We start from the raw sequence: 7,047 nt of genomic DNA on the forward strand, positions 1-7,047 counted from the left end.
ACCATTGTGGCACAAAGTCGCTCGAAAACGAGGCACGATCCCCCTCCGAGCGCCAGTGTTCGCCGTCCCAGCGTGCACACCACTGTGAGAAGGTCCATCCCCACAGGCTCCGGCATGTACACATTGCACAGCCCGTGCTTGGGTTTGGCGCCTCTACAACCCTACGATGGTTGATATGGCCGCGCGCAGAGACGCCGCGACGCCAAGTCGTGGCCGAGGTGTCCCCTTCGTGCCGGATCCGCAGAGGGGCGGCAAATAGTGCCCCAGGACAGTTTCCGAAGCCCAGCCCGACTTGCCCTGTGCGCGGTGGTGGTGCTAGCAACGCTCGCGAACTTCGCCGTCGATCTGGCCCTCCCGCCCAGTTACAACGTGGCCACCCTCTACGCCGTGACCGTCATTGCGGTGGCCGGGCTCGGGCACGACACGCGTGCAGTTCTCTGGGCGGCGGCGGGCACTATCGCGTTGACGTGGACTGGCTTGCTCGCGACCTGGCCCGAGGCGGGTGACCACCATCAGACGGAAATGGTGATCGAGCGCGGCGTCGCCACGGCGCTCATCGCGCTGTCGGCGCTCGTCATGATCCTCATGCTGGCCCGCGATCGCGAGAACCTCCGACTGGGGAGCCAGCTGCGCCAAGCGGAGGCCGATCGCGATGCCGACCAGCGCATGCTTGCGGCCGCGAGCGAGGTCGCACCGATCGGCACCTGGTCCATCGATCGCGGCGACGATCGCGTCACCTGGTCGGACACCGCCGCCGTGATGCACGGTCGCGACCCGGGGTACCAACCCAGTTCCCAGGAACTCATGGCCTACCTCACGCCACACGATGTCGAGCGGTTCAGCAACGCTCTCAACGGCGCGTGGACGGATGGCGCGCCGTTCAGGGAAGAGTTGAGGATCACACTGCCGAACGGCGAGCAGCGCTGGGTGGTCGCCATGGGTGAGACGCTTCGTGGAGACGATGACGTGGTACGCCGGGTTCACGGCACCGTGCAGGACATCACGCCATGGAAGCACGCGGAGTTGGCGGCGGTCATGCAGGGTGAGAGGTTTGCCCAACTCACCAGGACGCTACCCATCATCGTATGGACGGCCAATGCGGACGGGCTCATCGACTACTTCAATGACGCGCTCATGGAGTACACGGGCGCCACCGCAGAGCAACTGCTCGAGGATCAATGGGTCGGGACGGTCCACCCCCGAGACCTAGAAATGGTGACCACGAAGTGGTCCGCGGCTGTGGCGACTGGCAACCCCTACGACGTGGAGTTCCGCGTGCGCGCCGCAGACGGCACCTATCGCTGGCACCACGTCGCCGCTCAGCCGGAGAAGGACGACGACGGTAGTGTGGCGCGCTGGTGGGGCAGCTCCATCAACATTGACGCCGCGCGAAGGCTCCGTGAACACGCGGACGAACTGGCCGCAGAGCGCAAGGTGATCCTGGACAGCATGAGCGACGGCGTGTGCGCGCTGAATAGCGCGTGGCAGATCATCTACGTCAACGCCAGTGCCGAGAGAATCTTGGGCAGAAGGCGCGGCGAACTCGTCGGCAGCACCATTTGGGATGTCTATCCCACCTCGACAGACGACCCGGTGCACCGCGCCTTCACCGCGGCAATGGACGAGGGCAAAGCGGAGCGGCTCACCTTTCACAGCGAGTTGCTGCACAAGTGGTTGGAGTTGTCCGTCACGCGAAACACCATGGGTGTCACCGCGTTCTTGCGCGACATCACGGAGGTGCGACAACTCTCTGACCGCCTGGCGCAGGCGCAGCGGCTCGAGGCTGTGGGGCAACTCACCGGCGGCATCGCCCACGACTTCAACAACCTGCTCACCGTGGTGCTCGGCGGTGCAGATGCGCTCAGGGCAGACGAACAGGTGACGGGCGAGGCCCGCGAGATGGCGGAGATGATCGCGAAGGCCGCCGAGCGCGGCGCGGAACTCACGCATCGGTTGCTCGCCTTCGCCCGCCGACAGCCGCTTGAGCCCCGCTCGGTCGATCTAGCCCAGCAGATCGCGGCACTCGCGCCGCTCCTGAGACGCACCCTGGGCGAAGACATCTCCATGGAGATCATCCCCCAACTCGGAGACTGCTTTGCGGAAGCCGATCCCGGGCAGTTCGAGAGTGCTCTCCTGAATCTCGCGATCAACTCTCGCGACGCCATGCCGCACGGAGGCACGCTCACCATCGAGATCGAACTCGTGACCCTGGACGAGGCCTACTCGACGAGGTACGCGGAGGTGGCCCCTGGCACCTACGTGGTGACCACGGTCACCGACTCTGGCACCGGCATCCCGCCAGAGCATCTCGACCGACTGTTCGAGCCCTTCTTCACCACGAAGACAGGAGGCAAGGGTTCTGGCCTCGGCCTCCCGATGGTGTGGGGCTTCGTCAAGCAGAGCCACGGCCACCTCACGGTGTATTCGGAGCCCAGCTACGGCACGTCGATCAAGCTGTACCTTCCGGCCTCACACGTTGCGCCCACGCCCCTTGAGTCACGGGTGACAGCACCGGATACGCGCCGCGTGTCCGGCGTGATCCTCGTCGCGGAAGACGACGACCTGGTGAGGAAGTTCGCCACGGATCGCCTGCGCGCACGTGGCTACGACGTGGTCGAGGCCGTGTCCGGCCCGGAGGCACTCACCGTGATGGAGTCGACGGAGCGCGTGGATCTGTTGTTCACCGACGTCATCATGCCTGGGGGCATGACAGGCAGGGAGCTCGCGGACGCGGTGTTGGAGCGACGGCCCGGCCTGCCAGTCCTCTTCGCCTCTGGCTACACCGAGAATGTGATCATCCACAATGGCAGACTTGATCCGGGAGTGAACCTGCTTGCCAAGCCGTACTCCGCCAGTCAACTGTGTGAACGCGTCGGCGAATTGCTGGCCCCACGGGAAGAGGAGGCCGAATGAACGACGCAGAGGTGCGCGGCCGCGTGCTCGCGATCGACGACGACCACCTCGTGGGAGCGATGCTCGTAGCGCACGCCAAGGCGGCTGGCTTCGATGCGAAGATCACCGACGACCCAGAGGAGTTCTACACACTGGCTCGTGACTGGAAGCCCACGTTCGTGGTGGTGGACCTGGTGATGGGAGCCGTCGACGGGCTGACGGTGCTCAAGCGGCTCGCAGAGATGAAGTCCGACGCGGCCGTGATTATCGCGAGTGGCATGGGCAGCAAGGTGCTCGACTCGGCGCGCCAATACGCAGCTGCCAACGGACTCGCCTACGGAGGGGTGCTACACAAGCCGTTCAGACGCACCGACGTGGCGGCGGTGCTTGAAGCTGGTGCCTACTCTCCCGAGTCGGATGAGCCCGCGCTTGACGTGCTCCAGGGGTGGGACGCCGCTACGTTCGAGCGCGAGTTGCGTGCCGCCGCCGCGAGCGACCAGTTGATGGTGATGTTTCAACCCAAGGTCGCGTGCACAGACGGCAATGTCACCGGCTTCGAGGCGCTCGTGCGCTGGAGGCACCCGACCCTGGGGCTCATCGCTCCGATCAGCTTCATTCCTCGCGCGGAAAGCATGCGCCTCGTGAGTGTGGTCACCGACGCCGTGGTCGCGGCGTCGTTGGCCTGGTTCACGCGCTCGCGCCCGCAATCGAGCGAGCGGCTGTCCATCAACATTTCGGCGTCCGAGTTGTCCGGTCCAGGGTTAGGCAAGCGACTGCTCGACGTGTGCTCGCTTGCGAACATGTCTCCAGAGCGCATCATCCTTGAGGTCACGGAGACCACCGCCATGGCGAATGCGGCGGATTCCCTTGAAGTGCTCACGCGGCTTCGCCTGGATGGCTTCCAGTTGTCCATTGACGATTTTGGCACCGGCTACTCGTCCATGACGCAGCTGTCAAACCTTCCGTTCAGCGAGGTCAAGATCGATCGCTCCTTTGTGCGGAGCCTGGGAGAGTCCCCTGCCGCAGAGGTGATGGTGCGGTCAATGCTGCAACTCAGCCGCGGTCTCGGCCTCGAGTCAACGGCAGAGGGTGTCGAGACTGCCGCTGCACTCGCCGTCCTGTGCGACATGGGCTGCGATTTTGCGCAGGGCTACCACATCGGCTACCCGATGGCGGAGCCCGAACTCGACGAGTGGCTCACGCAGCACGGCACATAGCACTAACTGGCGTTGAGCACCCGCCTGCGTAGCCGCCAATCGGGTAGGTGGGCGTCCATCACCGCATAGAACCTGGCGTTGTGCCCGCGCTCGATCAGGTGCGCCAGTTCGTGCACAATCACGTACTCGAGCAAGGTCACGTCGCGTCGCGCGAGCTCCAGGTTGAGGGTGATCCGCCTGGTCTGCGTGTTGCACGTGCCCCACCGTGACGTCATGCGGCGGATCGTCACGTCGGGGGTCGCCAAGCCCATGACGCCCGCCCAGTGCTCGACCATGGGGGGTGCGGACTGCTTCAGACGCCGTCGCAGCGCCTCGGTCGCTGGCCCCGGTTGCAAGGGTTGCGGCTGGCCAGCGATGCGCTCTTGGTGCTTCGCGATCCACGAGGCTTTGCCGGAGACGAAGGCGACGATCGCGGACTCTGGCACGTGCCGGGGCGCACTCACGACGACCTCCCCGTGCGGGGCCTTGACCGTGAGCCGCAGGTTCTTGACGCGCTTGCGGCGGAGCGTGAAGTCGGGGATGTCCGCTGCCATGGTGCACTTAGGGTACGCCGCGGCTCCGACACCGGCGGCCGCTAGACTCGCCAGAGCAGTCACGACCCGCCGCAAGGAGCTTCGCCATGCCGCTCAGCGATCGCATCTGGTGGCACGTGTACCCGCTCGGCTTTGCTGGCGCGGCGATCACCCCCTCCACCACCAAGCCGGACGACGCGTCGGCCGGGGCCTCGCAGGAGCCAAGGGGTGACGGCCTGCGCCACATCACCGCGTGGCTCGACTACGCGGCCGACCTGGGCTTCTCTGGCCTGCTGCTCGGCCCCATCTTCGAGTCCTCGACCCATGGTTACGACACCCTCGACCACCGCGCGATCGACCCGCGCCTGGGAGACCTCGACGACTTTCTCGCGCTCGCCTCCGCCTGTCGTGAGCGCGACATCGCGCTCGTGCTCGACGGCGTGTTCAACCACGTGGGCGCCAGCCACCGCTGGGTGCAGGAGGCGCTCGCGGCGGGCCCGGACGGCGCGGCCGACGCCATGGTTGCGATCGACTGGTCAACTGGCGCCGCGAACCTGGGGACCTTCGAGGGGCACGATGAGCTGGTGACTCTCCATCACGCCTCACCTCGCGTGGTGGACGAGGTCGCCGACATCATGCGGCTATGGAACGACCGCGGCGCGGCAGGGTGGCGCCTCGACGCCGCTTACGCTGTGCCCTCCGACTTCTGGGCGGCAAGCATCGGCGCCGTGCGGGCGACCCATCCGGACGCGTGGTTCCTTGGCGAGGTGATCCACGGCGACTACACCGGCATTGTGGAGTCCTCCGGCATGGACACCGTGACGCAATACGAGCTGTGGAAGGCCGTCTGGAGTGCGATCACCGAGCGCAACCTGTTTGAACTCGACTGGACCCTCACGCGCCACGGCGAGTTTTGTGAGGCCTTCACCCCCGCCACGTTCGTGGGCAATCACGACGTCACGCGCATCGCATCGCGACTCGGGATCGAGGGTGCCATTGCTGCACTGTGGCTCCTGATGACGCTGCCTGGCGTCCCGTTCATCTACTACGGCGACGAGGTGGGCGCGGTAGGCGTCAAGGAGGACCGCGCTGGCGGGGACGACGCCGTGCGCCCTGAGTACCCTGCTTCACCCCCGGCGGGGTGGGCGACGGGAGTGGATGAGGCTCGCGTGCTGGCGGCGCATCGGGAGGCGATCGCGCTCAGGCGGGCTCATCCGTGGCTGGTGAGCGGGCGCGTCACCGTCGAGCGCCTCGAGAACGAGCGCATGACATACGTGGTGCGGGGTGCGGGCGAGGGCGAGGCTCTGCGCGTCGACGTAGACCTCACCGCCGCGCCGCTGGTGACGGTCGCGGCGGCCGATCCGTCCTAGACCTGCTGCACCCTCTCCGTGCGCGCCGCGAGGTCGCGGAGTTCGTCGGACGTGGTCGGCTTGCCGTACGCAAGAGTGTCGCGCTCGACGCGCCACGACTCGCTGAGGGGGCCAAGGTCGACGGCGTCGTACCCGAACTCGTCGAGCAGCGCCGCGGCGGTCGCCTTCGCTGCGCCGTCGTCTCCCGCTATCGGCAGGGCCCGGCGTCCAGGGGCGCCCTCTGGTCCGCCGTCTTTGGGGATATCGGCGGCATAGATGTTGTTGAAGGCCTTCACCACGAAGCTGTCCGGAAGGTGATCCTGAAGCAGCTGTGACGTGGTGGTCTCGTTGCCGTCCAGACTCGCGATGCGGCCGTCGCGCTGCGGGTAGTAGTTGTTGGCGTCCAACACCACCTTGCCCGCGAGGGGCTCCACGGGAACATCCCCGATGCTCTTGAGGGGGACGGCCACCAGCACGATGTCGCCCGCGGCCGCGGCCTCCTCTGCGGTGGCGGCACGCGCCTTGGGCCCAAGCTCGCGAATCACACCGGCGAGCGACTCGGGGCCGCGAGAGTTGGACAGGACAACGTCGTAGCCTGCCGCGATCGCGGCCAGGGCGACGTTGGTGCCGATCTTGCCGGCACCGATCGTGGCGAGAGTAGTCATGTGATGCGTCAACCAGTGCGGGACCCGCGAGATTCCCGACCCAACCTCCGCTACGCCCACCGCGTACTACCGGCATGACACACGTAAGGATGGATGCATGAGTTCATGGTCGCGAGCGCTGGACGAGTTGGTGACGCAGCGCGGTGCCGCGCTCTTCGGGTACGCGTACGTGCTCACTGGCAACGCCGCAGACGCGGAGGATCTGGTGCAGTCCGCACTGGTCCGGACGTTCCGCACCGGTCGCGCCTCTCGCGGGATCGATAGCACCCATGCTTACGTGAAGCGCGCCATCGCGTCGGCGTTCATCGACGGAGGCAGGCGAGCCAAGACGCGCCCGCAGCGGCGGCACGACGACGCGGGAGACTTTCACGCCGCTGAACGCCAGGCGCCCACCGCCGACCCTTCCGAGTCC

General features: G+C 66.5%; 6 protein-coding genes. 4 read left to right on the forward strand and 2 right to left on the reverse strand.

The annotated features are described in order from the left end of the window. Positions 1 to 306: 306 nt before the first annotated feature. Both QZZ33_RS00120 and QZZ33_RS00125 read left to right on the forward strand, forming a co-directional pair. Entirely contained in the window at positions 307 to 2,913 is a 2,607-nt protein-coding gene (locus QZZ33_RS00120; protein WP_291377432.1) for a PAS domain-containing protein, read from the forward strand. After that, entirely contained in the window at positions 2,910 to 4,109 is a 1,200-nt protein-coding gene (locus QZZ33_RS00125; RefSeq protein WP_291377433.1) for an EAL domain-containing response regulator, read from the forward strand. The genes QZZ33_RS00120 and QZZ33_RS00125 overlap by 4 nt, the downstream gene beginning before the upstream one ends. A 2-nt stretch (positions 4,110 to 4,111) precedes the next feature. Here QZZ33_RS00125 and QZZ33_RS00130 read toward each other — a convergent pair whose 3' ends face one another. Beyond that, entirely contained in the window at positions 4,112 to 4,642 is a 531-nt protein-coding gene (locus QZZ33_RS00130) for a SprT family zinc-dependent metalloprotease (protein ID WP_291377434.1), read from the reverse strand. 86 nt (positions 4,643 to 4,728) lie between these two features. On the opposite strand from QZZ33_RS00130, the gene QZZ33_RS00135 reads away from it, so the two are divergent. Next, complete coding sequence (locus tag QZZ33_RS00135; protein ID WP_291377435.1) at positions 4,729 to 5,991, forward strand: alpha-amylase family glycosyl hydrolase; 1,263 nt, start codon at positions 4,729 to 4,731, stop codon at positions 5,989 to 5,991. On the opposite strand, the gene QZZ33_RS00140 is transcribed toward QZZ33_RS00135, so the two are convergent. Continuing rightward, complete coding sequence (locus QZZ33_RS00140; protein WP_291377436.1) at positions 5,988 to 6,635, reverse strand: NAD(P)-binding domain-containing protein; 648 nt, start codon at positions 6,633 to 6,635, stop codon at positions 5,988 to 5,990. The two genes, QZZ33_RS00135 and QZZ33_RS00140, sit on opposite strands and share 4 nt — an antisense overlap. 97 nt (positions 6,636 to 6,732) lie before the next feature. Between QZZ33_RS00140 and QZZ33_RS00145 the strand changes: the two genes are divergently transcribed. Continuing rightward, positions 6,733 to 7,047, forward strand: a 315-nt coding sequence (locus QZZ33_RS00145; protein ID WP_291377437.1) for a sigma factor, incomplete at its 3' end; no start/stop codon positions are given.

Origin of the sequence: Demequina sp. (assembly GCF_016278775.1) — a bacterium.
In the GTDB taxonomy this organism is placed as follows: Bacteria; Actinomycetota; Actinomycetes; order Actinomycetales; family Demequinaceae; genus Demequina.